This is a genomic window from Synechococcus sp. MEDNS5, assembly GCF_014279875.1.
In the GTDB taxonomy this organism is placed as follows: Bacteria; Cyanobacteriota; Cyanobacteriia; order PCC-6307; family Cyanobiaceae; genus Synechococcus_C.
On sequence record NZ_CP047952.1, the window covers coordinates 451,139 to 471,387 of the forward strand.

The 20,249-nt window shown below is 61.6% G+C and carries 29 protein-coding genes and 1 tRNA gene; 8 read left to right on the top strand and 22 right to left on the bottom strand.

All coding sequences use genetic code 11. The features are described from left to right. Positions 1-106: 106 nt before the first annotated feature. Genes rplO through rplC form a run of 18 tightly spaced genes read right to left on the bottom strand, consistent with a single transcriptional unit; the run spans position 107 to position 8,797 of the window. Positions 107-559 (bottom strand): 50S ribosomal protein L15, encoded by a 453-nt coding sequence (rplO, locus tag SynMEDNS5_RS02035; RefSeq protein WP_186584078.1) that lies wholly within the window; start codon positions 557-559, stop codon positions 107-109. A 5-nt stretch (positions 560-564) separates the two neighbouring features. Further along, positions 565-1,212, bottom strand: coding sequence for a 30S ribosomal protein S5 (gene rpsE / locus SynMEDNS5_RS02040; protein ID WP_186584079.1), 648 nt, complete (start codon positions 1,210-1,212; stop codon positions 565-567). A gap of 13 nt (positions 1,213-1,225) precedes the next feature. After that, positions 1,226-1,594, bottom strand: a complete 369-nt coding sequence (rplR, locus tag SynMEDNS5_RS02045; protein ID WP_186584080.1) for a 50S ribosomal protein L18 — start codon at positions 1,592-1,594, stop codon at positions 1,226-1,228. Positions 1,595-1,627: 33 nt separating this feature from the next. Further along, on the bottom strand, positions 1,628-2,167 hold the full coding sequence (rplF, locus tag SynMEDNS5_RS02050) for a 50S ribosomal protein L6 (protein ID WP_186584081.1): 540 nt from the start codon (positions 2,165-2,167) through the stop codon (positions 1,628-1,630). Between the two features lie 15 nt (positions 2,168-2,182). Then, positions 2,183-2,584: a 30S ribosomal protein S8 gene (gene rpsH / locus SynMEDNS5_RS02055; protein ID WP_186584082.1), complete on the bottom strand. Its 402-nt coding sequence runs from the start codon at positions 2,582-2,584 to the stop codon at positions 2,183-2,185. Between the two features lie 19 nt (positions 2,585-2,603). Next, complete coding sequence (rplE, locus tag SynMEDNS5_RS02060; RefSeq protein ID WP_006042216.1) at positions 2,604-3,143, bottom strand: 50S ribosomal protein L5; 540 nt, start codon at positions 3,141-3,143, stop codon at positions 2,604-2,606. A 49-nt stretch (positions 3,144-3,192) separates the two neighbouring features. Further along, positions 3,193-3,549 carry a 50S ribosomal protein L24 gene (rplX, locus tag SynMEDNS5_RS02065; RefSeq protein ID WP_186584083.1) on the bottom strand — a complete coding sequence of 119 codons (357 nt, stop codon included), beginning with the start codon at positions 3,547-3,549 and terminating at the stop codon, positions 3,193-3,195. A 2-nt stretch (positions 3,550-3,551) separates the two neighbouring features. Continuing rightward, positions 3,552-3,917, bottom strand: coding sequence for a 50S ribosomal protein L14 (gene rplN, locus SynMEDNS5_RS02070; protein ID WP_006042214.1), 366 nt, complete (start codon positions 3,915-3,917; stop codon positions 3,552-3,554). After that, entirely contained in the window at positions 3,914-4,180 is a 267-nt protein-coding gene (rpsQ, locus tag SynMEDNS5_RS02075; RefSeq protein WP_186584084.1) for a 30S ribosomal protein S17, read from the bottom strand. Before rpsQ ends, rplN begins: the two co-directional genes overlap by 4 nt. 17 nt (positions 4,181-4,197) lie before the next feature. Beyond that, the gene (gene rpmC, locus SynMEDNS5_RS02080; RefSeq protein WP_011932342.1) at positions 4,198-4,407 is read right to left on the bottom strand and encodes a 50S ribosomal protein L29; all 210 of its coding nucleotides are present in this window, start codon (positions 4,405-4,407) and stop codon (positions 4,198-4,200) included. 2 nt (positions 4,408-4,409) lie between these two features. Next, positions 4,410-4,883, bottom strand: coding sequence for a 50S ribosomal protein L16 (gene rplP / locus SynMEDNS5_RS02085; RefSeq protein WP_186584085.1), 474 nt, complete (start codon positions 4,881-4,883; stop codon positions 4,410-4,412). 16 nt (positions 4,884-4,899) lie between these two features. Continuing rightward, entirely contained in the window at positions 4,900-5,631 is a 732-nt protein-coding gene (gene rpsC / locus SynMEDNS5_RS02090; RefSeq protein WP_006042210.1) for a 30S ribosomal protein S3, read from the bottom strand. Positions 5,632-5,650: 19 nt separating this feature from the next. Beyond that, positions 5,651-6,016, bottom strand: a complete 366-nt coding sequence (rplV, locus tag SynMEDNS5_RS02095) for a 50S ribosomal protein L22 (RefSeq protein ID WP_186584086.1) — start codon at positions 6,014-6,016, stop codon at positions 5,651-5,653. A gap of 4 nt (positions 6,017-6,020) precedes the next feature. Next, complete coding sequence (gene rpsS / locus SynMEDNS5_RS02100; RefSeq protein WP_006042208.1) at positions 6,021-6,296, bottom strand: 30S ribosomal protein S19; 276 nt, start codon at positions 6,294-6,296, stop codon at positions 6,021-6,023. A gap of 35 nt (positions 6,297-6,331) precedes the next feature. Further along, a complete protein-coding gene (gene rplB / locus SynMEDNS5_RS02105) occupies positions 6,332-7,195 on the bottom strand; it encodes a 50S ribosomal protein L2 (protein ID WP_186584087.1) in 864 nt (287 codons plus the stop codon). Positions 7,196-7,210: 15 nt separating this feature from the next. Further along, entirely contained in the window at positions 7,211-7,513 is a 303-nt protein-coding gene (locus tag SynMEDNS5_RS02110; protein WP_131454714.1) for a 50S ribosomal protein L23, read from the bottom strand. Then, positions 7,506-8,141, bottom strand: a complete 636-nt coding sequence (rplD, locus tag SynMEDNS5_RS02115) for a 50S ribosomal protein L4 (protein ID WP_186584088.1) — start codon at positions 8,139-8,141, stop codon at positions 7,506-7,508. The genes SynMEDNS5_RS02110 and rplD overlap by 8 nt, the downstream gene beginning before the upstream one ends. Next, on the bottom strand, positions 8,141-8,797 hold the full coding sequence (gene rplC / locus SynMEDNS5_RS02120) for a 50S ribosomal protein L3 (protein ID WP_186584089.1): 657 nt from the start codon (positions 8,795-8,797) through the stop codon (positions 8,141-8,143). The genes rplD and rplC overlap by 1 nt, the downstream gene beginning before the upstream one ends. A 396-nt stretch (positions 8,798-9,193) precedes the next feature. Here rplC and SynMEDNS5_RS02125 point away from each other — a divergent pair, with 396 nt between their 5' ends. The 6 genes from SynMEDNS5_RS02125 (at position 9,194) to recA (ending at position 14,659) form a co-directional block, all read left to right on the top strand. Next, on the top strand, positions 9,194-9,655 hold the full coding sequence (locus SynMEDNS5_RS02125) for an NAD(P)H-quinone oxidoreductase subunit N (RefSeq protein ID WP_186584090.1): 462 nt from the start codon (positions 9,194-9,196) through the stop codon (positions 9,653-9,655). Between the two features lie 68 nt (positions 9,656-9,723). Then, on the top strand, positions 9,724-10,695 hold the full coding sequence (locus SynMEDNS5_RS02130; RefSeq protein WP_255440246.1) for an LdpA C-terminal domain-containing domain: 972 nt from the start codon (positions 9,724-9,726) through the stop codon (positions 10,693-10,695). 72 nt (positions 10,696-10,767) lie between these two features. After that, on the top strand, positions 10,768-12,405 hold the full coding sequence (locus tag SynMEDNS5_RS02135; protein ID WP_186584091.1) for an AAA family ATPase: 1,638 nt from the start codon (positions 10,768-10,770) through the stop codon (positions 12,403-12,405). Between the two features lie 100 nt (positions 12,406-12,505). Further along, a tRNA-Gln gene (locus tag SynMEDNS5_RS02140) sits at positions 12,506-12,577 on the top strand. 70 nt (positions 12,578-12,647) lie between these two features. Continuing rightward, positions 12,648-13,358 (top strand): HAD family hydrolase, encoded by a 711-nt coding sequence (locus SynMEDNS5_RS02145; protein WP_370593584.1) that lies wholly within the window; start codon positions 12,648-12,650, stop codon positions 13,356-13,358. A 152-nt stretch (positions 13,359-13,510) separates the two neighbouring features. Continuing rightward, a complete protein-coding gene (gene recA, locus SynMEDNS5_RS02150; RefSeq protein WP_186584092.1) occupies positions 13,511-14,659 on the top strand; it encodes a recombinase RecA in 1,149 nt (382 codons plus the stop codon). 17 nt (positions 14,660-14,676) lie between these two features. Here the strand turns inward: recA and SynMEDNS5_RS02155 are convergent, their stop codons facing one another. From SynMEDNS5_RS02155 to SynMEDNS5_RS02165, 3 genes are all read right to left on the bottom strand, one after another. Further along, on the bottom strand, positions 14,677-15,021 hold the full coding sequence (locus SynMEDNS5_RS02155; protein WP_186584093.1) for a DUF1815 family protein: 345 nt from the start codon (positions 15,019-15,021) through the stop codon (positions 14,677-14,679). Between the two features lie 74 nt (positions 15,022-15,095). Next, the gene (locus SynMEDNS5_RS02160; RefSeq protein WP_186584094.1) at positions 15,096-15,335 is read right to left on the bottom strand and encodes a DUF2839 domain-containing protein; all 240 of its coding nucleotides are present in this window, start codon (positions 15,333-15,335) and stop codon (positions 15,096-15,098) included. A 37-nt stretch (positions 15,336-15,372) separates the two neighbouring features. Further along, positions 15,373-16,821 (bottom strand): helicase, encoded by a 1,449-nt coding sequence (locus SynMEDNS5_RS02165; RefSeq protein WP_186584095.1) that lies wholly within the window; start codon positions 16,819-16,821, stop codon positions 15,373-15,375. Between the two features lie 99 nt (positions 16,822-16,920). On the opposite strand from SynMEDNS5_RS02165, the gene SynMEDNS5_RS02170 reads away from it, so the two are divergent. After that, complete coding sequence (locus SynMEDNS5_RS02170) at positions 16,921-17,826, top strand: prephenate/arogenate dehydrogenase (RefSeq protein WP_186584096.1); 906 nt, start codon at positions 16,921-16,923, stop codon at positions 17,824-17,826. Here the strand turns inward: SynMEDNS5_RS02170 and crtD are convergent. Beyond that, positions 17,810-19,324, bottom strand: a complete 1,515-nt coding sequence (gene crtD / locus SynMEDNS5_RS02175) for a C-3',4' desaturase CrtD (protein ID WP_186584097.1) — start codon at positions 19,322-19,324, stop codon at positions 17,810-17,812. The genes SynMEDNS5_RS02170 and crtD overlap by 17 nt on opposite strands. Positions 19,325-19,330: 6 nt before the next feature. On the opposite strand from crtD, the gene SynMEDNS5_RS02180 reads away from it, so the two are divergent. Then, entirely contained in the window at positions 19,331-20,242 is a 912-nt protein-coding gene (locus tag SynMEDNS5_RS02180; protein ID WP_186584098.1) for a fructosamine kinase family protein, read from the top strand. Positions 20,243-20,249: the final 7 nt, after the last annotated feature.

Consider the following 20,249-nt stretch of genomic DNA (forward strand, 5'->3'; position numbering starts at 1 on the left):
GAAACAGAGAGCGTGGGTTTGGGCTTGATGCAGGAAAGCCGTCCGTGGATCGAAATCCTGCGGACGGCTCAGACCTTAGAGCTGGGCGGCATGACCTTGAAGGGTCTCACTCAGGAAGTTCGCAGGTTCCACCGGCGGCTTCGATCTTGGTGCGGGCTGATGCCGTGAAGGCGGCAGCCTGAACCGTGAGTTTGGCCTTCAGTTCTCCATTCCCCAAAATTTTCAAGGGATGCTTGGGGCTTGTGACGATGCCGTCCTTCACCAACGAGTCGAGATTGACTGTGCTGCCTGCCTTGAGGTCATTCAGGGCCGACACATTCACCACAGTGAACTGCTTGGGGTTCACTAGGGGAAAGTGCTTCAGCTTCGGGACTCGGCGGTACAGGGGCATCTGGCCGCCCTCGAAGCCAGGGCGCGTTGGCCGGCCCGAGCGGGACTTCTGACCGCGCATGCCGAAGCCGCAGCTTGCGCCTTGGCCAGCGGCAATGCCGCGACCTTTGCGCAGTTTGCGGCGACGGGCGCCTTTGTTGGATTTGAGGGATTCGAGTCGGAGAGTCATGGGAATCAGGAGTAGATCTGCTCGAGGGAGATCCCCCGTTCCTTGGCGGTCTCCTTGTGGGTGCGGAGACTGTCCAGAGCCACCATGGCGGCTCGCGCGTTGTTAAGGGGAGTCTTGCTGCCCAGGCGCTTGGCCAGCACGTTCTTGATGCCGGCGAGCTCAAGAACCGTGCGGATCGAGCCGCCGGCGATCACACCCGTGCCGGGAGCGGCGGGGCGGATCAGCACGCTGGCGGCTCCATCACGCCCGTTGGAGAGGGTGGGAATTGAGTTGTGGCGAGTGAGCGGCACTTTCACGAGGTGCTTTTTGCCATCGGCAACGCCCTTGCGGACGGCCCCGATCACATCACCGGCCTTGCCGACGCCGACACCCACCTGTCCACGCTCGTTTCCGACGACGACGATGGCGCGGAAACTCATTTTCTTACCACCTTTAACGGTCTTGGAGACCCGGCGGATCTGAACCACGCGCTCCTGCCATTCGGAGTCGCGCTCCTGGTTGCGGCGGTCACCGCGACGGCCACCACGACGGTCTCCGCGGTCACTGCGTCCACCGCCGCCGCGGCGCTGCTCCTGCTGTCCTTCGGCGGCTGCCGGGACATCAGCCGCCGATGGGATGTCGTTTGGGTTGGTCTGAGGGTTGGAATCGGTCATGTTGAGAGCAGGATCAGAACTGAAGGCCCGCTTCCCGGGCGGCGTCGGCGAGGGCTTTCACCCGGCCGTGATACAGGTTGCCGCCACGATCGAAGACCACCTGTTGGATGCCCTTGGCCAGGGCGCGTTTGGCGACGAGCTCGCCAACGACGATGGAAGCATCGCAGGTGCTCCCTGTGTCCTTGAGGCTCGTGCGCACGTCCTTGTCAAGCGTCGATGCCGAGCAGAGCGTGCTCTGGGCCGCATCGTCGATGACCTGGGCGTAGATGTGGCTGTTGGAGCGAAACACAGCCAACCGGGGACGATCGGCGGTGCCGCTGAGATGGCGACGCAGGCGCCGGTGGCGCTTCTGGGTCTGTTGTTTGCGAGAGATGGTCGACATGGTGGGTTATGCGGAGGAGTGTCTGGCGGGGAATTACTTCTTGCCTGACTTGCCTGCCTTGCGCAGGATGCGCTCGCCCGCGTACTTGATGCCTTTGCCCTTGTAGGGCTCAGGCGGACGGATGGCGCGGATCTTGGCCGCCTCATTGCCCACCAGCTCCTTGTCGGTGCCGGAGACAGTGACGTTGGTGTTGTTTTCAACCGCGAAGGTGATGCCTTCAGGGGCCAGCATCTCCACTGGGTGGCTGTAGCCGGCACTCACCACAAGGGTTTTGCCTTTGACTTGAGCCCTGGAGCCAACGCCCACGATTTCCAGTTTTTTGGAATACCCGTTGCTGACGCCTTCAATCATGTTGGCCACCAGGGTGCGGCACAGTCCGTGACGCTCTCTGGAGAGGCGCTTCTCGCTGGTGGGGGTCACCACAATGGTGTTGTCCACCTGATTCACGCTTACACCGTCGGGGAGCGTGCGCTTCAGTTCGCCTTTCGGTCCTTTCACGGTGACCGCGAGTCCGTCAAGACTCACACTCACCTTGTCGGGAATGGGGATGGGGTTTTTACCGATACGTGACATGGTTCTGGCTCCGGATCAATAGACGTAGCAGAGCACTTCACCGCCGACGCCCTGCTTGCGGGCGTCGCGATCGCTCATCACACCCTTGGAGGTGGAGATGATGGCCACCCCCAGTCCACCGAGGACTTTGGGTAGTCCGCGGGTGTTCTTGTAGATGCGCAAACCGGGCTTGCTCACCCGTTGCATGGAGCGGATCGTGGGCAGTCGATGCTTGCCGCTGTACTTCAGTTCCAGCACCAGATTGGCGTGGACTCCTTCGCCTTCTTCGCTGATCTCAGCGATGAAACCCTCCTGCTGCAGCACCTTGGCGATGCTGCGGGACATTCGGGATGCGGGGACTTTGGTGTTCTGGTGACGTTTCTCACTCGCATTACGAATGCGGGTGAGCATGTCGGAAATAGGGTCGTGGTTGGCCATGGTGGTTTCCGAGGAGGGCTCAGTTGCTGCGGAATGGCATTCCCATCTCGCGGAGGAGGGCCCGGCCCTCTTCATCCGTGCGGGCAGTGGTCACGATGGTGATGTCCATGCCCCTGATGGCATCGATCTTGTCGAAGGAGATTTCAGGGAAGATGATCTGCTCTCTCACCCCCAGGGTGTAGTTGCCCCGACCGTCGAAGCTCTTGGGGCTCACGCCTCTGAAGTCGCGGATTCGGGGGAGCGCCAGGTTGATGAGTCGCTCAAGGAACGCATACATGCGTTCGCCACGAAGGGTGACGGCACAACCGATCGGCATGCCTTGGCGGATTTTGAAACCGGCGATGGCTTTCTTGGCGCGGGTCACCACCACTTTTTGGCCGGTGATTTGAGCCAGCTCGTTCACGGAGGCCTCAAGGGACTTCGCGTTCTGGGCGGCTTCGCCAAGTCCTCGGTTGACGGTGACTTTCACCACCTTGGGGACTTCGTGGATGTTGGAGAGACTCAGGTCTTTCAGCAATTTGGGCTGAATGGTCTCCCGATAGCGCTGTTTCAGTGACATGGCTGGGGGATGGGACTTCTGGGCTTGGTCAGAAGGAGGGTCGGGGTGATCAGTCGATCACCTCGCCTGTTTTCTTGAGACGGCGCTTCTTGCTGCCGTCTTTCTCGGTGATCAGCTCGACTCGGCTGGCCACCTTTTTTGTGGTGGAGTAGAGCATCACGTTGGAGGCATGCAGTGATGCCTCTTCGGTGACGATCCGCCCGCTCTCACCTTCCTGGGTGGGCTTCACGTGGCGCGTGCGCATGTTCACGCCTTCCACGATCACGCGGTTTTCATTGGGCAGAGTGCGCAGCACTTCTCCGGTCTTGCCCTTGTCCTTGCCGGCAATGACCTGAACGGTATCGCCTTTGCGCAGACGCATTTTGATGCGCTGGGTCGGTGCGGATTGGGATGTTGCAGCGGCCATGATCAGATCACCTCCGGAGCGAGGGACACGATTTTGGTGAAGTTGCGCTCGCGGAGCTCACGGGCAACGGGACCGAAGACGCGGGTGCCCTTGGGATTTTTGTCGTCGTTGATGATCACGGCGGCGTTGTCGTCGAACCGGATGGAATTTCCGGTGTCGCGACGCAGGGTCGCCTTGGTGCGAACCACCACAGCCTTGACCACATCAGACTTTTTCACGCCCATGTTGGGCATGGCGTCTTTCACGGCGGCGACAATGACATCACCAACGTGGGCGTAGCGACGGTTCGTGCCCAGCACACGAATGCACTGGATGCGCTTGGCGCCACTGTTATCGGCGACGGTGAGGAACGATTCCTGCTGGATCATTTTTGACCCTCCTCAGCCTTGGGGCTGTTGCTGAGCACTTCGGCAACGGCCCAGCGCTTGTGGCGGCTGAGCGGACGTGTTTCGGTGATGCGAACCCTGTCTCCGACGCGAACACTGTTGTTCTCGTCGTGAGCTTTGTAGCGGGTGGTGCGGCTCACCGTCTTTTGATAGATGGGATGTGGGAAGCGGTTTTCCACCGCCACCACCACCGTTTTGTCCATCTTGTCGCTGACGACGGTGCCGACCCTTTCCTTGAGTGCCATGGGAATGAAGCGGGGGATCAGGAGGCGGTGGAGCTTTGACGCTCCTTCTGCACCGTCAGCAGCTGAGCCAGCTTGATGCGGCTCTGCTTAAAACGGTGGGTGTTGCCCAGCTGCCGGGTGGCTTGCTGGAAGCGCAGATCGAACAGTTCACGGCGAAGACCGTTGATCTGTTCAGTGATGTCTGCGTCGGAGAGCTGACGCAGTTCGGAAGCGTTGGGACGTGCCATGGTCAGGACTCCACGGTGGCGGCAGCAGCGGCCGGAGCGTTCGCACCGGTGGACTGCTCCTGTTCATCGAGGCTGATGAACTTGGTTTTCACAGGGAGCTTGTATTGCGCCAGGCGCATGGCTTCCCGTGCGATTTCAGGGGTGATTTCGTCACCACCCATTTCGAAAAGAATCCGACCGGGTTTGATCACAGCGACCCAGAATTCCGGGTTGCCCTTACCGGAACCCATGCGGGTTTCGGCGGGTCGCATGGTGACCGGCTTGTCCGGGAAAATTCGGATCCAGATCTTGCCGCCACGCTTGACGTAGCGGGTCATGGCACGACGGCTGGCCTCGATCTGACGCGAGGTGATCCAGCCACATTCTTGTGCCTGCAGGGCGAACTGGCCGAAAGCAATGGTGTTGCCACGGGTGGCGACACCGCGCATACGGCCGCGTTGCTGCTTGCGGAATTTGACGCGTTTTGGACTCAGCATGGTTCAGGCCTCCTGTTCACCCCTCGTTGGAGCGGTCTTCGAACTGTTGGGGCCTGCGGCCGGCCCGACGCCGAGGGGTTGCCCCCACAGGCAGTTGCTGCTGGGCTTCATCCCCCAGCACTTCGCCCTTGAACACCCAAACCTTGATGCCCAGCACGCCGTAGGTCGTGCTGGCCACCTTGGTGGCGTAGTCGATGTCAGCGCGCAGGGTGTGAAGGGGAACACGCCCTTCGCGGGTCCACTCGGTCCGGGCAATCTCGGCACCGTTGAGGCGACCGGACACCTGGATCTTGAGGCCGAGAACACCAGCCCGTTGGGCTCGCTGCACGGCCATGCGGATTGTGCGGCGGAAGGCCACCCGCTTTTCCAGTTGTTGGGCGATGTATTCGGCCAACAGGAATGCGTCGGCATCGACCCGTTCCACTTCAACCACGTTGATCCGAACCTGACGATTTGGATCACCAACAGTTTTTTGGATGCCGGAGCGAAGATCCTCAATGCCGCTGCCTTGGCGACCCACCAACACGCCGGGACGTGCGGTTTTGAGCTCCACTTCGAGCTGATCGGCCTTGCGGGCGATCAGGACATCACTGATGCCGGCGGAGCCGTACTTCTTGTGGATGAACTTGCGGATCCGATCATCCTCTTGGAGGAGGGTCGGATAACTTTTGCTGGAGGCGTACCAGCGGGACCGGTGCTCCTGGGTGATCCCCAGGCGTAAGCCGGTTGGATGGATTTTGTGTCCCATCAGTCGGTGTGCTCGGGGGTCAGGAGTCGGTCTGGGATGCCACAGCAATGCTGATGTGACAGGTCTGCTTTTTGATCGCGTAGGCGCGACCCTGGGCGCGGGGCCGATAGCGCTTCATGGAGGGGCCCATATCGGCGCTGGCCTGGGAGATCACCAGGGTGGAAGGGTCAAGGCCGAGGTTGTGCTCGGCGTTGGCCACTGCGGAACGCAGCACCTTGGTGATCGGGCCGGTGGAGCGATAGGGCATGAACTCGAGCATGATCAGCGCATCGCGGTAAGTGCGTCCGCGGATCTGATCGAGCACCCGCCGCACCTTGGACACGGAGCCGCGGATGAAGCGGCCGTGGGCTAGCGCGGTGGTTGCCGTTGGGGATGACGTTGTCATGGACTCAGCGGCCTCCTTTCTTGTCTTTGATGTGGCCCTTGAAGGTGCGGGTCGGAGCGAATTCGCCCAGCTTGTGACCGACCATCTGCTCGGTCACGAAGACCGGCACGTGGGTTTTGCCGTTATGCACGGCAATGGTGTGACCGATCATCATCGGCAGAATCGTGGAGGCCCTGGACCACGTCTTGATCACCGACTTGTCGTCGGCGGCATTTTGCTTTTCAACCTTGCGAAGAAGGCTGTCAGCGATGAAAGGGCCTTTTTTAAGTGAACGTCCCATGGCGGATTAAGCGAACAGCAAAACAGTGATGAACATCAGGAGTCGCGTCCGCCACGGCTCCGCTTGGACGTCTTGCGACGCTTCCGGAGGACGAACTTGTTACTCGGCTTGTTGCGCTTGCGGGTCTTCAGACCAAGGGCAGGTTTGCCCCAGGGCGTTACGGGACCAGAGCGGCCGATGGGTGCCCGACCCTCACCACCACCATGGGGGTGGTCGCAAGGGTTCATCACACTGCCTCGCACCTGGGGACGACGTCCCAGCCAGCGGCGACGACCGGCCTTGCCGAGGCTGGTGTTGCGAATTTCGGAGTTACCGACTTCGCCCAGGGTGGCGTAGCACTCACGACGGACCAGGCGCACTTCAGTGGAGGGCAGCTTGAGGGCGACGTAGTCGCCTTCCTTTGCCATCACCTGGGCGCTGGCACCGGCCGTGCGCACCATCTGGCCTCCGCGTCCGGCATACAGCTCGACGCAATGCACACTCGAACCGAGCGGCACGGAGGAGAGCGGCATGGCATTGCCGTCCTCGATCGGGGCATCAGGCCCTGAAATCACGGTTTGTCCGATCGTGACACCAGCAGGGGCAAGGATGTAGCGCTTCTCGCCATCGGTGTAGAAGAGCAGTGCCAACCGCGCATTGCGGTGTGGGTCGTAATGGATGGCCGCCACTTTGGCGGGCACACCGTGCTTGTTGCGTCGGAAATCAACGACGCGGTACTGCCGCTTGTGGCCACCGCCGCGATGGCGGCAGGTGATCACGCCGCGGTTGTTGCGTCCCTTGCGGCGGTGCTTGGACACCACAAGCGAGCGTTCCGGCTTGCGGCCGGTGACTTCACTGAAGTCTGTGACCACCCGGGTGCGGGTTCCGGGGGTGTAGGGGCGGAAAGTGCGAATTGCCATGACGTTTCAGACCCCTCAGGACTCAGGGAAGAGTTGGATGGAGTTGCCTTCGGCGAGGCGCACCACGGCCTTTTTCACCTGCGCACGCTTGCCGGCGAAACGGCCGACCCGACGGCTGCGGCGAGGAGGGTTCATGGTGCTGATGCCGGTGACCTTGACATCGAAGAGTTGCTCAACAGCAGCCTTGATGTCTGGTTTGGCAGCTCGGTGATCCACCTCGAAGGTGTACTGGTTGAGTTCCAGCGCACGGGTGGCTTTTTCTGTGATCAGCGGCCGGCGGATCACATCCGCCAGGCGTCCGGTGAAGCGCTCAGTCATCGCCGTAAACCTCCTGGATGGTTGCGAGAGCCTCTTCCCCCAGCACCAGCGCGTTGGCATGGAGCAGGTCGAAGACGTTGAGTTGGTTGGCTGCAATCAGCTTCACCTTCTCGAGGTTGCGGACGGAACGACGCAGCACGTCCGAGGGGTTCCCCACCACGATCAATACTTTGGAATCGGCTTCGATGCCCAGGCGTCCGAGGGCATCGGTGATTTCCCGAGTCTTCGGAGCTTCCAGTGATGCTCCGAAATCCTTGACCACCGTGACGTCGTCGATGCGTGCCATCAGCGCGGTGCGCAGTGCCAAGCGACGCTCCTTGCGGTTCATCGCGAGGTTGTAGCTGCGGGGCTTCGGTCCGAACACGATGCCGCCACCGGGACGGAGAGGCGTACGGATCGAACCCTGACGGGCCCGGCCTGTGCCTTTCTGTTTGTAAGGCTTGCGACCGCCACCGCGAACTTCGGCCCGGGTCAGGGTGCTTGCGGTGCCCTGACGGCTGTGGGCCTGCTGACGCAGAACCGCACGGTGCATCAGATCAAGGGCTGTGGTCTCTTTGGCGACCTTCAGGTCGAGGGAGGCCTTGCCGGTTTCCTTGCCCTGCCAGTCGCGGACTACACAGTTAGCCATCACTTACCTCCTTTGGCGGGCTTGGCACCCACGCGATTGGCGGGGCGGATGTTGAGCAGCGCTCCGGGCTTGCCAGGAACGGAGCCCTTCACCACCAACAGATTGCGATCACTGTCCACTCTGAGGATGGTGAGCCCTCTCGTGGTGATCTTCTTGCCGCCGTAACGCCCAGCCATGCGCTTGCCGGGGTAGATGCGACCCGGCGTTGTACCAGCGCCGGTGGAGCCTGGTTCACGGTGATTTTTGGAACCGTGCGTCATCGGACCGCGACTGAAGCCATGACGCTTCTGGTAACCGGCAAAGCCGCGTCCCATCGTGTCGCCGCTGACGTCAACCTTCTGGCCGGCTTCGAAGTCACCCACGGTGACTGAACCGCCGAGTTCCAGGCCGTTGACGTCGTCAACGCGGTACTCACTGAGGTGACGGAGTACACCTTCGCCGGATTTGGCGAGGTGCCCCTTGGCTGGTTTGTTGACCAGCTTTTCGCGGGTGTCCCCGAAGCCGATCTGAACGGCGATGTAGCCGTCCGTTTCTGTTGTTTTGAGTTGGGTGATCCGGCAAGGACCCGCCTCGATCAGAGTGACCGGGACGGCTTTGCCTTGCTCGTCGAAGAGCTGGGACATACCCAGCTTCTTCCCAAGGATGCCGATGGACATGGGAGGTAGTGACGCCAGCGTGGACAACCCCGCTCGTGCATCCGAAGGTGCAGGAACGGTGGCCAAGTGGGGGCTGATCGAAGTGACGCAGTCGTGGCCGAAGCGACAGGCACCATGAGGGCCGGAACGATTCGGAATGGAGCTAGCGAGCGAATCAGCTGGCTGGGACTTGACCGATCGGATGGATCGGTAGTTTCCCGGCAGCAGAACAATCGGAATCGTTTTGCTGCTCTGGCCTGGGACCCGGCGCACTCGCCGGATCTGCTCTTGGAACTGGAGGCCCGGCTAGCGGACGGTCACAGTTCTTCAGAGCAAACAAAAACACTACACCAGCGAGTGTCTGCTTTCGTTCATCCCTGATCAGCTGCCAGACTCCCTTCCATCTGAGATGGACTCATGCCGCTGCTGCTTTCAGGTCGGGGTTTCCGCCGTGAGCTGGAGTCCGTGGGATGCATGGCTGTTCATGCCCCTCTCGAGGGAGGAGCTGAGACGCGCCTGCTCCGGCGCCTGCGCGCGGCTGGCTATCGCACCCACTTGAGTTCCGCTCGCGGACTTGGCGATCCTGAGGTGTTCCTGTTTCAGAAACACGGGGTGCGCCCGCCCCATCTGGGTCACCAGAGCGTCGGACGCGGTGCTGCCGTTGGAGAGGTTCAGGAAGTGATGCCCCAGCTCGGGGAAGCTCTACTTGGTGAGAAGCCTGTCTTGCTCTGGTTGCTGGAAGGCCAGGTTCTGTCCCGCTCCGAACTTCTTACGCTCTGCGATCTCTGCCGAAGAGAGCCCCGACTCAAGATTGTTGTGGAAATGGGAGGAGCAAGGAGTTTGCGCTGGCAGCCAATGACTCAGCTGCTCGGGGCCTGATCGTTTCTCTGCCACGGCGTGCCGGTCTCACTGGCGATGAAGCGCTTCGTCAGGGGTGCTGGGTCAAGTTGATATGTGGTGCCAGCAATCAGGATCTGGCCTCGATCAGCGACCTGTGTGCTGTGTATGCCGCTGCGGGAGTGCACTGCGTGGATGTCGCGGCCGATGCGGCGGTGGTTCATGCGGCTCGCCTCGGCTTGAACTGGGCCCGCCAGCGCACCGGATCCTCACCCTGGTTGATGGTCAGCGTTAGTGATGGATCCGATGTGCATTTTCGCAAGGCTGTCTTTGACCCAGCGCTGTGCCCCCCCGACTGCCCGAGGCCTTGTGAACGGGTCTGCCCCGCCGGCGCCATCACTGCGGACAGAGGCGTTGAAGCCAGCGTCTGTTATGGATGTGGGCGCTGTCTTCCTGCCTGTCCCCAGCAGCTCATCCACGCCGAGGAGCACCAGGTTGGACTCGAGGGTTTGAGTCAATTGCTGCAGGAGCTGCAGCCGGATGCTCTGGAAATTCACACGGCACCGGAGCGAAGCGCTGCTTTCGAACGCACGCTGCTTGCGGTGGCCGCATCCCGTGTGCCCCTGCGTCGCTTGGCTGTCAGCTGTGGGATGGAGGGCCATGGCGTTACCCCAGCTGTTCTGGCTAGGGAGCTCTGGCATCGTCATGGCGCCCTGCGTCGACAGGGGATGCGACCCCTCTGGCAGTTGGATGGCCGGCCGATGAGCGGGGATGTAGGGGCTGGGACGGCCCGTGCCGCCCTGCGGCTCTGGCAGCAGCTGCGCACGATCGCTCCTCCAGGACCACTGCAGCTGGCAGGAGGCACCAATGACGTGACGATCAGCCTTCTGCAAACACTGGATTCATCATCAGAAGCTCGACCCTCAGGAGTGGCGTTTGGCGGGATGGCTCGGGCGCTCCTCCAGCCCCTGCTCCTCGAGGCGGAGTCTCGTCAGACCTCGCTGCGGGACTGGCCCACGGGTTGGGAGGAAGCTGTGACGCTGGCACGTTCTCTCGTTGCACCCTGGTTGCAGAGGCTCTGAGCCGGCCTCACTGCATGGCCTCTCCCTGCTAGAAGGCGATCGGGACCTGACGGTTGGCGGGTTGATACGGACATGAGCACCGAGCGCATCACCGATGACCTGCAGCGACTTTTGTCGCTTTTGCCCGCAACGGTGTGTCAGGTCTTGGAACAGGACGATCACAGCGATCAGTTGCTCGAAGTGGTGCTGGATCTCGGAAGGCTTCCCGAGGCCCGTTATCCAGGACGCTCCCTGGCCTTGGGCGAACGCAGCCTCGAGCGCAAAGACCTGGAGGAGATGGTGAACCGCCTTGGACAATTCGGTGCGGATAATCGGGCCGGCATCGAACGCACGCTTCACCGCATCAGCGCCATTCGCAATCGACGCGGTGATGTGGTGGGGCTCACCTGCAGGGTGGGGCGTGCTGTTTTTGGCACGGTCGCCATGGTGAGGGATCTGCTGGACAGTGAGCAATCTCTGCTGCTGATGGGGCGGCCGGGTGTGGGAAAGACCACAGCTTTGCGCGAGATCGCCAGGGTGCTTGCGGATGACCTGGGGAAACGGGTTGTGGTGATCGACACCAGCAACGAAATCGCCGGTGATGGTGACATTCCTCATCCGGCGATCGGCAGGGCGCGGCGCATGCAGGTTGCGCGCCCTGAGCTGCAGCACCAGGTGATGATCGAAGCCGTTGAGAATCACATGCCCGAGGTCATCGTGATCGATGAAATCGGCACCGAGCTTGAGGCGCAGGCTGCGCGCACCATCGCCGAGAGGGGGGTGATGCTGGTGGCCACGGCCCACGGAAACGCACTCACCAATCTCATCAAGAATCCAACCCTCTGTGATCTGGTGGGCGGAATTGAATCGGTCACCCTCGGGGATGAGGAGGCTCGGCGGCGGCGTAGCCAGAAGACAGTCCTGGAGCGGGCCGCTGAGCCGACGTTCCCGATCGCGATTGAGATGCACAGCCGTCATCGCTGGGCTGTTCATGACGATGTGGCCCGAACGGTTGATTTGCTCTTGAGGGGGCAGACCCCGAGGCCTCAGGAACGCGAATTGACAGAGGATGGGGGCGTACGGCTCGTGGACGCTGTTGTCCCGAAGTCCTTGCGGGCTCCGCAAAAGCGACCAGCTCTTGCCGTTGTTCCCATGCCGGATCCGGTGGCTGCACCGGTGCGGGATTCCCAGTTCAGAGAAGAGGAGGCGGAGGCGGTCCGCGATCCGGAAACGCTTCAGATTCTTTGCTGCGGACTCAGCCGTCAACGCCTTGAAGAAGCCGTCCGATGTCATCGCTGGCCCGTTCAGGCTGTGAATGATCTCTCAGCCGCTGATGTTCTGCTCAGCGTGCGTCAGGGTCTTGGTCGCCAGCCGGATCTTCGTCGTCAGGCAAGGGATGCCGGAGTCCCCATTCTGGTGATCAAGTCCGACTCTTTGCCTCAGGTTGAGCGGGCTCTAGAGCGCCTGCTCAGTCGCCGCTCACGCGATTGCGACCAACCTCCGTTGCTGACGTCCGGGTCGGAACCAGGGCGCGCTGATGCGCTTGCAGCCCTCGAGGAGTGTCGGTTGGCTGTCGAACAGGTTGTGATGCCGGAGGGACGGCCTGTGGAGCTGCTGCCCCGCAGTGAAGTAGTGCTGCAGATGCAGGCTGATCTGGTGGCGCGCTACAGGCTGCGCAGTGATGTGTACGGGCCTTCTGATCAGCGTCGGCTCAGGGTTTTCCCACCTTGAACAAGGCTCTCCTGACACGGACGGATTGACGAAGTGTTGGCTGCTGTGCGTAACTATCTGGACGCCGGACGACCGCGGATCGCGGGTTCTGCCGGAACATTGGGCCGTCGCCAAGCGGTAAGGCAGCGGGTTTTGGTCTCGCCATTCCTAGGTTCGAATCCTAGCGGCCCAGTTTTTTAAGGATTCCAGTGTTGTCCTGTGAACTCCTTGTCTTCGACTTCGACGGTGTGATCGTCGATGGTATGGACGAGTACTGGTGGAGTGCTCGCCGTGCCGCGTTGAGCCTCTGCCCCGGGGCCGCACTGCCAGAAGCCATTCCCGATGGGTTTCGCGCTCTGCGTCCCTGGATTCACCATGGCTGGGAGATGGTGCTGATCGCGTCGCTGTTCTCTGAACCCAGTCGGTCGCTGATGACGGGTGATCTTGATGGGGTGATCAGTGATTACAGCGCGTTCTGTTCCGAAGGCCTTTCCCGGTTCGGCTGGACCCCGAGTCTCCTGCAGGAGCGGCTTGAGCATGTCCGCCGTGAGGCTGTCCTGACGGATCGGATTGGCTGGCTGGCGATGCATCGGCCCTATCCAGGGGTGCCGGAACGCCTCGCGTCTTTGGACGATGAAGGAGTGGCCTGGGCGGTGCTCACCACCAAAGGCAAAGCCTTCACTGCAGAATTGCTGGCTTCGATGGGCCTGGCACCCGCGCGATTGGATGGACGGGAGTCGGGACCCAAGCCCGAGGTCTTGCTCAGTCTCAGTCGGGACTGGCATTTGATGGGATTCATCGAGGACCGCAAGGCGACCCTGGAAACGGTGCGCGGCACAGAGGGTCTCGAGGACCTGCCTTGCTGGCTGGCCTCATGGGGATATCTGAAGCCGGATGACCCCGCGACCCTCCCCGACGGTGTGTCGCTACTCAGTCCGGAATGCTTCGCAGGGGCCTTGGCGAGCTGGAACTGATTCGTTAACGTACATCTGTACTACGTGTGACGGATGGTTCGTGATGGGGCACTGGATGCATTGTCCGGTGTCTGTTCCCGGGACAGCGGCGGTTCCGCCGCCGTCCTGATCAGCTGCCGCCGACGCCCTTTAGCTCCTTAACTGTTTAAGCCATGCCAGTCGAAGTGAAATCCTCCCAGTCCTCCGGTGGAGATGTCCGCCCCGGTGAGCGTGATCAGGCGCTCAATCTCGTGCTCGGGCAGATCGAGCGCAATTTCGGGAAGGGGTCGATCATGCGTCTTGGAGACGCCTCCCGCATGCGGGTGGAGACCATCTCCACCGGAGCACTCACTCTCGACCTTGCCTTGGGGGGTGGTTATCCGAAAGGACGTGTTGTGGAGGTGTATGGGCCGGAAAGCTCCGGTAAAACCACGCTGACGTTGCATGCCATCGCTGAGGTGCAGCGGCGGGGAGGTGTGGCGGCCTTCGTGGATGCCGAGCATGCCCTCGATCCCGTTTACGCCGCTTCGCTCGGTGTCGATATCGAGAATCTGTTGGTGTCGCAGCCCGACACCGGTGAAATGGCCCTGGAGATCGTCGATCAGCTCGTGCGCTCTGCTGCCGTTGACATCGTTGTGGTGGACTCGGTCGCGGCGCTGACGCCCCGAGCCGAGATCGAAGGAGAAATGGGTGATCTGGCGGTGGGCTCCCAGGCGCGTCTGATGAGTCAGGCCATGCGCAAGATCACAGGCAACATCGGAAAATCCGGTTGCACCGTGATTTTCCTCAACCAGTTGCGTCTGAAAATCGGTGTGACCTATGGCAATCCGGAAACAACTACCGGTGGTAACGCCCTCAAGTTCTATGCATCGGTGCGCCTCGATATTCGCCGGATTCAGACGCTGAAGCGCGGCACCGAGGAGTACGGGATCCGGGCGAAGGTGAAGGTCGCCAAAAACAAGGTGGCTCCGCCCTTCCGAATCGCTGAATTCGACATTCTTTTCGGTCGTGGCATCAGCACGCTGGGATGCTTGTTGGATTTGGCGGAAGAAACAGGCGTCGTGACCCGCAAAGGAGCCTGGTACAGCTACGAAGGCGACAACATTGGCCAGGGCCGGGACAACACCATTGGCTGGCTGGAGCAGAACCCTGAGGCCAAAGACACAATCGAGACGTTGGTTCGTCAGAAGCTCACCGAGGGCTCGGAGGTGACGTCTAACTCCATGCGGCCTCTTGCTGCCGCCGCCCGATCGGCTGCAACCAAGCCTGCCGATAAGGCTTCTAACGGTCAGGCGGATGTCAAGACCAAAGGGGCTGCCTGACCGCTGCCCCCCTTGGCTCAGGCTTGAATCGAGCAGGAAGAGCCGCGTTGACTGCGGCTCTCCTGGAGATTGTCGGCAATGCGCTGAAGTTCCTGGATCGCTTCAGCACCTTCGAACTTCACCAATTCGCGTCCGTTGCGCGACTCAACCCAGCTGATGCCGAAGTCGGACACGAGAAATCGCACCATGTGCTGATCGCCGAGCTCAGCGACAAATGAGGCTCCAGATCCATCACGACCGTCGTCGCAGACGTAGCAGGTTGCTGTAACGCCAAGCTTCTGAAGGCTCTTGGCGAGAGCCTGAAGGCTCATCACCAGATCCTTAACAACAGTTCGATATTGCTCTGACAAACGCAAAAACACTTCGATCTCCCGACGCTTGGGGAAATTCTAAAGGTTTTCTATTGATTTGGCCGAGTCTCTGGTTCTTGGCTCTTTCAGGGTGTGTCTGCAAGGGTCCACCAGCCCGCTGCAGGACCAACAAATCGCACCACCACCCAGAACACAACCAACGCTCCGATTCCGATCCAAGCGCCGCGTGTGGTGATTGAAACGAACTGCGAGGCCTGGCTTCGGGTCAGGGGCAACCACTCAATGAAGCGCTCGGCATCCTTGGGATTGGTTTTCTGCTGACGGGGCGGCAGGCCCTGGCTGGCGCGACGGCGGGCTTCTCCCATGGTTGTTCTATCCCTAAGACCAGCCTAGGGGTGTCCTTCAGTCCGGTCGAAGCCGTTGCAGTGAACTCCAAGGCTCCAGTGCTTGGAACACTTGCTCCCCCCAGCTTCGGCTTCGCACCCGACCATCCAGAATGGCCAGACGGCCGCCACTGCGCCTGAGGGGGGCAATGGCGGGAATCAGGATGGCCAACGCCTCTGGCAGAAGCAGGTCTCTGAACCAGTCGCGACCTTGTTTTTTCAAAACTTTCACACGCGCAGCCGTGAGTGGATCTTCCAGGCTCGCGATCGGCAGCAGAGCTGTGATGAGCTGATCCGGTTCCGGCAGGGTTGGTTGATGCGTCATCCACCAGCTCCAACTGGTGCAGATCACGCCATTGGGTTTGTCGCAAGCACGATCCAGGGTCACCCTGCTGCCGAATTCCGCCGCCAGTTCGCTGGCCAGTCTCTGGAGCAGGGCTGTGTCATTCGCAAGAACCACCGTCAGACCTGAGCGGCCAAGGATGAGACGCCGGCATTGATCGAGCAGATGGCTGGCGTAGATCTCCGTGTTGGGCAGGGGTTGCCTGCGGGGGGCGTAGATCGGGATCGGTTCGCTGCGTGGCGGCTCGCGTAGATCGATCCGGATGACGGGATCGTCACGGTCGGGAGGTGTTGGATTGGAGGATCTGCGGCATCCCCCATCGCCATGAATCAGGGTCCAGGGCCGAGTGCTGAACAGGCCTTGGATTTCCTCAAGGGGCTCCAGGGGCTGAAGCGTCCATTGCCACTGCAGGTGTTCATGGTCGAGTCGGGCCCAGCTCGCCCAGGTGTCCATCGCCATGGTTGTGAGCTGACACCAGGGTTCCGGCGCCTGGCCTGTCAGTTGCAGTAGATCGCGGATGCTGGTCAGGGCGCTGTCCGGCATGGAGAGCTGGCGGCACTTGCCGGAACCACGGGCGAATAGTTGCCGGCTCAAGCGTTCGTGCAGGTCCAGAAGTCCCTGGCCAGTGGCAGGAAAGGCGGTTCTGAGCTCTTCCCAATGGCGCGCCTCGAGCTGCACGGCCATGGCGTCCCGGAGTCGTGTGGCCAGATGCTCTGCCTCTGGAATCACCAGGTGGTCGTCATGCCGGAGGTGCCCGAGGCGGTACGCCGTGATCAGCTGGCTGGGAGTGAGCAGCCACAATTGATCGCTCGTGGGTGGATGAACACTGCTCCAGCATCCGAGCCGTAGGTCGCTCTGGAGCAGGCGGGGACGCTCCAGGCTGAGAAAGCGCTGCCGTTGCTGCGGATCCAGCACCAGAACGGTGTTGCGGCTCTGGAGGCAGAGGGGAACGAGCAGGGCAAGCCACCAGCGTTCATCGCTGCCGGCAGAGAGCTGGATGCTGGTTTGATCGCGGCGGCGCAGGCTACGGCCCACCAGCCGACTCAACGTCAGTTGATGCTCCCACTGTCCGGCATCCGCACGGAGCAGATGCTTCAGCTGCTGATGGGCCTGAACTTCCAGCATCGGGTAACCCTACGGAGCCCTCTGATCAGGAATGGTTCAACCTGACCATGCCTGCTTTGTTGAGAGGTGAAGCAACATGGTGGCCTTGGCTGGGTAGGCATGGGCGAGGAGCGGAGCACTGGGCTGGAGGCTCTCGGAAAAGTTGGTGTGGTTGGCCTCGGTCTGATCGGTGGCTCGATCGCTCTCGACCTTCGTCAGCAGGGTGTGTCGGTCACCGGGCTTGTGCATCGCGACAGCACAGCGGCTCGTGCCATGCAGCGGGGGTTGGTGGACGAAGTCAGTTGCGATTCCTCCTGCCTCAGCGACTGCAACACCGTGATCCTGGCCCTTCCGATCGAAGCGCTGCTGAAGCCTGAGCCACAGTTGGTCGAGGCATTACCGGTCAATGCCGTTGTGACGGATGTGGGGTCCGTGAAAGGGGCGGTGCTTGAGGTCTGGCGCCACCGTCACCCTCGTTTCGTGGCGACCCATCCCATGGCAGGAACGGATCAGTCCGGTGTCGATGCAGGTTTACCTGGATTGTTCCGAGGCCGTCCGTGGGTGGCGACGCCTGAGCCGTCGACCGATCCCCAGGCCTTGGCCAGCGTGAAGGTGTTGGCTGAAGGGCTTGGAAGCGAGTGGATCACAGCGGATGCTGCCTGCCACGACCAGGCCGTGGCTCTGGTCTCCCACCTGCCGGTGATGGTGAGCGCTGCTTTGTTGAGGGCGGCAGGAGACGAACGGGATCCAAGGGTTCAGGATCTCGCCCGGCGTCTGGCTTCCAGCGGTTTTGCTGACACCACCCGTGTTGGCGGGGGCAACCCTGCCCTGGGTACGGCGATGGCGTGCCGCAACACGGCAGCCCTGCTCAAGGCATTGGCCGCTTATCGCTGGAGCCTTGAACAGCTGGAGGAGGCAATTCTCAGTGGTCACTGGGCTCAGCTCGAAAATGAATTGCACAAGACCAGCGCCCTGCGTCCAGGGTTTGTCGAAAAGGGACCCGATCCGCTCAGTTCGCCAGAGTGAGCGTTCGGCCTCGTTCCTCCACCAGCTGACTGCAAGCCATCAGGGCCGACAGCGTCACTCCGGCGGTCCCCTCGCCGGGGTGAATCGAATCACCGCAGAGCCAAAGCTTGCTGATCGGACTGCGACTGGCCAGACCGAATGGACCGAAGCGATCCGGACTTTGTCCCAGACCGCCCACAACACCCTTCGGGCGACCTGTCCAGTAGGCGAAGCCACGGGGGGTGGACAGCTCGGTGTGGAGCCAGGCCTCGGCAGGAAGCGTCAGGGCGTGTTCAACGCCGCGGCGCATTTGCTCCAGCACAGCTTGTTTGCGTTTCTGGTAGTCCTCTTCCGGAAGGTCATGCCAACCCTCAGGGGTGGTGAACACGCTGGCGATCACCGTGGCCTCGCCGGCCGGGGCACGGCCATCTCCATCCCTGCTGATCGAGAGGAAGAGGGACCCTGGCGTGTCCCAATCGCACTGCAGATGGCCTGGACAGGCTTCAGGAAGATCGCGTCGGTTCACCGCTCCGTAGAACACCAGTGCCCCACTGGGAGCGTGAAGGGTTTGGAGCCGGCGGCGATAGGACTGGCCGAGAACGTTCTTGTCTGGAATCAACGAGGGCAAGCACTGAGGCGGAAGACTGCACACCACATCGGCTGCTTGCAAGGACCGTCGCTCACCTCCTGGCAGCTCCATCTGCACGGTCCAGCCGCCGCTGGTTCGGTTTCGCTCCAGCAAGACGGCGCGATGGCGTAGGAGTACCTCGGCGCCATCCCGCTGAAGGGAGGTCAGGAGATGGTGGCTGAGGCACTGCATGGAACCCTGCAGGTGCCAGAGGCCAAGGGGTGCCTGGCACATTTGCAAAACGGTGGCTCCGTAGAGCGCCGCCGTTTGATCGGCCGGCTGCTGGGAATAGAGCCTGAGCTGCAGGTCGAGAAAACGGCGCAGGCGATGGTTGCTTCCGCAGCCGCAGAGCCTCTGAAGATCGGCAACGGTGAGAAGACTGAGAGGTGCCGTGGCGAGATTGCCGAGTGTGAGTGCTTTGAGCGTTCTGCTCAGATCCCAGCCTGAACGCACAGGCAGTACGGGGTCGGCTGCGGCGAATTGCCAGTTCTGGCGATGAATCCAGCTGCACAGCTCCCAGAACCGCTCCGTTCCAGGGAATTGGCGCGCCCGTTCCTCCAACCAGCGTTGGGGGTCATGCCAGAGGTGGATGGGGGGTGACCCGTCATTCAGATTCACCACACAGCCTGGATCGAGGCGTTCCGCGGCAGGAGGCTCCAGGCCGAGATGGCGAAACAGTCGGGCATGGCTTCCGCCCGGTTCAAGACCTGCCACCTGTGTGGCGCCGACATCGAAGGTGTAGCGCCCCCGCTTGAAGGTTCCAGCGCAGCCTCCGAGCTGGTGGTGGGCCTCCAAGAGGGTCACTGACAACCCTTCGCGAGCCAGCAAGGCCGCTGCAGTGAGGCCGGCAATGCCGCCTCCAATCACAATCGCGTCCCTGGAGCTGTCCATGCCGGCATGCTGGCAGCTGCTTTCTGGTGCGTGTGGATGCGGGATCAGCTCGAGCAGATCCTTTCCAAGGAACAAGACCTGCTGCGGGGACGGTGCGTGAGGTCGATCGGACCTGTCGGCGGTGGTGAGCTCGGAGCCTGTTGGAGAGCAGACCTCAGTGACGGCAGCGCTTGGTTTCTCAAGATCTCCGATCCTGCCCTTCTTGAGGCTGAGCAACGGGGGCTGCGGTCCCTGCGCCGGTGGGCTGATGCCAACCTTGTTGAGGTTGTGGATGTGCTGGCGTGGATCCCCCTCGAGTATCGGGGGGTTCTGGTGCTCCCTTGGTGGGAGATGGGGAATGGCGATCAGTTCAACCTCGGCAGAGGTCTGGCCCGTTTGCACAGGAGGTCGTCGCTGAACGGTCCTTCACGGTTTGGTTGGGACCATGACGGCTTCATCGGTCTCGGCCCCCAGCCGGCCGGATGGTGTGATGACTGGGGTGAGGCCTTTGTTGAGCTGCGTTTGAAGCCTCAGCTGCGCTTGGCTGAGGCCTGGTCGTTGCATGAGAATCACTTCTCCTCTCTTCTTGCTCCGCTGGCCCAGTGGCTTGGCGAACATGGTCCCGACCCCTGTTTGGTGCATGGGGATCTCTGGGCGGGCAATGCCGGCGTGCTGGCCGATGGACGGGGGCTACTGATCGACCCTGCCAGCTGGTGGGCGGATCGCGAGGTCGATCTCGCCATGACGCAACTCTTCGGCGGATTTTCTCACCGTTTTCTCGACGGTTACAACCTTGAGTGGCCGCTGCCGGAAGGCGCTGAGCAACGAGTGGAGGCTCTGAATCTTTATCACCTGCTCAATCACGCCAATTTGTTCGGCGGCGGCTATCAAGCTCGTTGCCGCCAAGTGATCGATCGGCTACGAAAGACGCTTCTGTAAGGAATCG

Excerpts from the sequence above, each read along its gene's own strand:
- rplO (WP_186584078.1), bottom strand. The coding sequence starts at position 559 with ATGACTCTCCGACTCGAATCCCTCAAATCCAACAAAGGCGCCCGTCGC.
- rpsE (WP_186584079.1), bottom strand. The coding sequence starts at position 1,212 with ATGACCGATTCCAACCCTCAGACCAACCCAAACGACATCCCATCGGCG.
- rplR (WP_186584080.1), bottom strand. The coding sequence starts at position 1,594 with ATGTCGACCATCTCTCGCAAACAACAGACCCAGAAGCGCCACCGGCGC.
- rplF (WP_186584081.1), bottom strand. The coding sequence starts at position 2,167 with ATGTCACGTATCGGTAAAAACCCCATCCCCATTCCCGACAAGGTGAGT.
- rpsH (WP_186584082.1), bottom strand. The coding sequence starts at position 2,584 with ATGGCCAACCACGACCCTATTTCCGACATGCTCACCCGCATTCGTAAT.
- rplE (WP_006042216.1), bottom strand. The coding sequence starts at position 3,143 with ATGTCACTGAAACAGCGCTATCGGGAGACCATTCAGCCCAAATTGCTG.
- rplX (WP_186584083.1), bottom strand. The coding sequence starts at position 3,549 with ATGGCCGCTGCAACATCCCAATCCGCACCGACCCAGCGCATCAAAATG.
- rplN (WP_006042214.1), bottom strand. The coding sequence starts at position 3,917 with ATGATCCAGCAGGAATCGTTCCTCACCGTCGCCGATAACAGTGGCGCC.
- rpsQ (WP_186584084.1), bottom strand. The coding sequence starts at position 4,180 with ATGGCACTCAAGGAAAGGGTCGGCACCGTCGTCAGCGACAAGATGGAC.
- rpmC (WP_011932342.1), bottom strand. The coding sequence starts at position 4,407 with ATGGCACGTCCCAACGCTTCCGAACTGCGTCAGCTCTCCGACGCAGAC.
- rplP (WP_186584085.1), bottom strand. The coding sequence starts at position 4,883 with ATGCTGAGTCCAAAACGCGTCAAATTCCGCAAGCAGCAACGCGGCCGT.
- rpsC (WP_006042210.1), bottom strand. The coding sequence starts at position 5,631 with ATGGGACACAAAATCCATCCAACCGGCTTACGCCTGGGGATCACCCAG.
- rplV (WP_186584086.1), bottom strand. The coding sequence starts at position 6,016 with ATGACAACGTCATCCCCAACGGCAACCACCGCGCTAGCCCACGGCCGC.
- rpsS (WP_006042208.1), bottom strand. The coding sequence starts at position 6,296 with ATGGGACGTTCACTTAAAAAAGGCCCTTTCATCGCTGACAGCCTTCTT.
- rplB (WP_186584087.1), bottom strand. The coding sequence starts at position 7,195 with ATGGCAATTCGCACTTTCCGCCCCTACACCCCCGGAACCCGCACCCGG.
- SynMEDNS5_RS02110 (WP_131454714.1), bottom strand. The coding sequence starts at position 7,513 with ATGACTGAGCGCTTCACCGGACGCCTGGCGGATGTGATCCGCCGGCCG.
- rplD (WP_186584088.1), bottom strand. The coding sequence starts at position 8,141 with ATGGCTAACTGTGTAGTCCGCGACTGGCAGGGCAAGGAAACCGGCAAG.
- rplC (WP_186584089.1), bottom strand. The coding sequence starts at position 8,797 with ATGTCCATCGGCATCCTTGGGAAGAAGCTGGGTATGTCCCAGCTCTTC.
- SynMEDNS5_RS02125 (WP_186584090.1), top strand. The coding sequence starts at position 9,194 with ATGCCGCTGCTGCTTTCAGGTCGGGGTTTCCGCCGTGAGCTGGAGTCC.
- SynMEDNS5_RS02135 (WP_186584091.1), top strand. The coding sequence starts at position 10,768 with ATGAGCACCGAGCGCATCACCGATGACCTGCAGCGACTTTTGTCGCTT.
- SynMEDNS5_RS02145 (WP_370593584.1), top strand. The coding sequence starts at position 12,648 with ATGGACGAGTACTGGTGGAGTGCTCGCCGTGCCGCGTTGAGCCTCTGC.
- recA (WP_186584092.1), top strand. The coding sequence starts at position 13,511 with ATGCCAGTCGAAGTGAAATCCTCCCAGTCCTCCGGTGGAGATGTCCGC.
- SynMEDNS5_RS02160 (WP_186584094.1), bottom strand. The coding sequence starts at position 15,335 with ATGGGAGAAGCCCGCCGTCGCGCCAGCCAGGGCCTGCCGCCCCGTCAG.
- SynMEDNS5_RS02165 (WP_186584095.1), bottom strand. The coding sequence starts at position 16,821 with ATGCTGGAAGTTCAGGCCCATCAGCAGCTGAAGCATCTGCTCCGTGCG.
- SynMEDNS5_RS02170 (WP_186584096.1), top strand. The coding sequence starts at position 16,921 with ATGGGCGAGGAGCGGAGCACTGGGCTGGAGGCTCTCGGAAAAGTTGGT.
- crtD (WP_186584097.1), bottom strand. The coding sequence starts at position 19,324 with ATGGACAGCTCCAGGGACGCGATTGTGATTGGAGGCGGCATTGCCGGC.
- SynMEDNS5_RS02180 (WP_186584098.1), top strand. The coding sequence starts at position 19,331 with ATGCTGGCAGCTGCTTTCTGGTGCGTGTGGATGCGGGATCAGCTCGAG.